Source organism: Vibrio genomosp. F10 str. 9ZD137, assembly GCF_049974785.1.
Taxonomy (GTDB): domain Bacteria; phylum Pseudomonadota; class Gammaproteobacteria; order Enterobacterales; family Vibrionaceae; genus Vibrio.
The window spans coordinates 1-2,656 of sequence record NZ_JBNGCJ010000463.1; the positions used below are offsets into that span (position 1 = coordinate 1).

The window sequence follows — 2,656 nt, forward strand, 5'->3', positions numbered from 1 at the left end:
ATACGCTTGGTACATGGAATACACCAAGATGGCGAATGCGAAAGACATCGTTGCAGGTAAAAAAGACAAGAGCACATTAGGTGTTAAAGCTGTCGATGCACATACTTTAGTGGTTGAATTAGAGTCTGCTGTACCATACTTCGTGATGATGGTTGGTCACACAACGACTAAACCTGTACACCAAGCGACAGTAGAAAAGTTTGGTGACCAGTGGACTAAGCCTGAAAACTTTGTTGGTAACGGCGCATACGTTGTTGATCAATGGGTAGTGAATGAGCGTTTAGTTCTAAAACGTAACGAAAAGTACTGGGATAACGAAAATACAACGTTAAACAAAGTCACTTTCCTACCGATTGAAAACCAAGTAGCAGAAATGAACCGCTTCTTAGCGGGTGAAGTTGACGTGACTTACGAGATTCCAAACGAGCACTTCCGTCGTCTGGAAAAAGAGCACGCAGAATCACTGTCTATTACCGGTAACCTGTGTACTTACTACTACATCTTCAACACGAAGAAAGCGCCGTTTGATGATGTTCGAGTTCGTAAAGCGATTTCATACGCTATCGACCGTAACATCGTAACCGATGCTATTCTTGGTCAAGGCCAAAAGCCTGCATACTTCCTGACGCCTGAAATCACAGCTGGATTTAACCCAGAAGTCCCTGCTTACGGTAAAATGACTCAACAAGAGCGTGATGCAGAAGCGGCTAAACTTCTTTCTGAAGCTGGTTTCGGTGCTGATAACCCACTGAAATTCTCACTTCTTTACAACACGTCTGAAAACCACAAGAAGATTGCTGTAGCATTGGGTTCTATGTGGAAGAAGACACTGGGTCTTGATGTTACGTTAGAAAACCAAGAGTGGAAAACGTACCTATCAACCAAAGACGCAGGTAACTTTGAAGTTGCACGTGCTGGCTGGTGTGGCGACTACAATGAAGCGTCTTCATTCCTAACTCTGATGAAGAGCACCAACACGACCGGTGGTATTCACTACGATAGTAAAGAATACGATGCGGTTATGGAAAAAGCACTGACGTCAACGTCTGAAGAAGAACGCACAGCACTGTACCTAGAAGCTGAGCAGTTACTGACTCGAGACATGCCAATCGCACCGATCTACCAGTACGTGAAAGCACGTTTACTGAATCCACAAATCGGTGGCTTCCCGGTGAATAACCCGGAAGAAAAAATCTACTCAAAAGATCTTTACATCAAAGCTAAGTAGTCAACAAAGCTGATATAAAAATAATAACGATCGACGCTACACGTACTCATTATTGTAATGAGTGCGTGTAGCGTATTGTCTACTTTTTACATTGAAATTTTTGTCACAGACTGAAAGAGTGAGCTTATGCTTAAATTCATCGCGAAAAGGATATTCGAAGCAATACCAACCATGTTGGTGTTAATTACAGTATCTTTCTTTCTTATGCGTTACGCACCGGGAAATCCATTTTCAAGTGAGCGTCCGCTTCCGCCAGAAGTTATGGCCAACATCGAAGCGAAATATGGCCTCGACAAACCTGTTTTTGAACAGTACACCACATATTTGACTAACGTCATTCAAGGTGATTTTGGGCCGTCATTCAAATATCTAGATTACTCAGTAAATGAACTTATCTCTGTTGCCTTACCCGTTTCGGCAAAAGTGGGATTCTTTGCATTTATTTTTACTCTCGTCATGGGAGTCACCGTTGGGACATTTGCAGCATTAAAACAAAATACCTGGGCTGACTATACGGTCATGTCTACCGCCATGTTAGGCGTGGTGTTGCCTTCCTTTGTTCTTGCACCCACATTGATTTATATCTTTTCCATCAACTTAGGTTGGTTCCCCGCTGGTGGTTGGTTAGACGGCTCGTTTAAATACATGGCATTGCCGGTTGTAGGCATGTCTTTACTGTATGTCGCGACGTTTGCTCGTATCACTCGTGGTTCGATGATCGAAACATTGAACAGTAACTTTATTCGTACCGCACGCGCTAAAGGTTTGAGTTACCCATACATCATCGTTAAACATGCACTTAAGCCTGCAATGTTGCCGGTTGTTTCGTACATGGGGCCAGCCTTTGTGGGCATTATTACGGGTTCCGTGGTTATCGAAACCATTTTCGGGCTACCTGGCATCGGTAAATTGTTCGTTAACGCCGCGTTTAACCGTGATTATTCGCTAGTAATGGGAGTCACAATTCTCATTGGTTTCCTATTCATCTTATTCAATGCCATTGTTGATATTTTATTAGCAATGATTGATCCGAAGATTCGCTACTAGCAGGAAGGTTGGTTATGTTAACAAAGAAAAAGAACCTGGAAGCGATCGAGAAGTTCTCGGAAAACCTTGAGATTGAAGGTCGCAGTTTATGGCAAGACGCCCGTATCCGTTTTATGCGCAATAAAGCGGCCATGGTGAGCTTGTTTGTTTTGATGCTCATGACGCTGGCTGTTATTGTTTTGCCGATGATCGCTCAGTATGCGTATGACGACACGGACTGGTATGCCATGCACGCCGCTCCAAGTGCCTCTCACTGGTTTGGTACGGATAGTTTAGGGCGAGACCTGTACGTTCGCACTCTGATTGGTGGACGAATCTCCTTAATGGTCGGTGTATTAGGTGCGTTTGTCGCGGTGCTCATTGGAACACTTTACGGTGCCA

At 43.9% G+C, this 2,656-nt stretch carries 2 protein-coding genes and 1 pseudogene; all 3 read left to right on the top strand.

Annotation, left to right across the window (positions count from 1 at the left end):
* Window positions 1-1,228: ABC transporter substrate-binding protein (locus ACP45E_RS11105; protein WP_069585017.1), on the top strand; the 1,228-nt coding region annotated here is incomplete at its 5' end.
* Window positions 1,229-1,354: 126 nt separating this feature from the next.
* Window positions 1,355-2,275, top strand: coding sequence for an oligopeptide ABC transporter permease OppB (gene oppB, locus ACP45E_RS11110; protein ID WP_017033872.1), 921 nt, complete (start codon window positions 1,355-1,357; stop codon window positions 2,273-2,275).
* A gap of 14 nt (window positions 2,276-2,289) precedes the next feature.
* Window positions 2,290-2,656, top strand: a pseudogene (locus ACP45E_RS11115) (peptide ABC transporter permease); the annotation flags it as partial.

What these genes read in the sequence shown, in the direction of transcription:
- oppB (WP_017033872.1), top strand. Translation starts at nt 1,355, where the DNA reads ATGCTTAAATTCATCGCGAAAAGGATATTCGAAGCAATACCAACCATG.